The sequence below is a fragment of the Bacillus sp. EKM208B genome (assembly GCF_011800725.1).
Taxonomy (GTDB): Bacteria; Bacillota; Bacilli; order Bacillales; family Bacillaceae; genus Bacillus; species Bacillus velezensis.
Window position 1 is genome coordinate 1 of the sequence record NZ_JAANHO010000070.1, and the last position, 203, is coordinate 203.

Below are 203 nucleotides of genomic sequence, written 5' to 3' on the forward strand. Positions count from 1 at the left end.
GACAAGCCCCGTCCGGCTGTCAGAAGCTTTGCGGGCGGCAGCGTATCGTGCACGCTTGACGCTGAAACGGCATCCGGTCTTCACCGCATCGCCCGGGATCACGGCTCCACTTTGTATATGGTGCTTCTCGCCGCGTACAATACGTTACTCGCGAGATTGAGCGGGCAGGAAGACATCATCGTCGGCTCGCCGATTGCCGGGCG

At 61.6% G+C, this 203-nt stretch carries 1 protein-coding gene; it reads left to right on the forward strand.

Features of this window, described 5'->3' with window-relative positions:
* Nucleotides 1-203 (forward strand): condensation domain-containing protein (locus G9F75_RS19915; protein ID WP_167409353.1); only part of this gene is annotated, 203 nt, incomplete at both ends.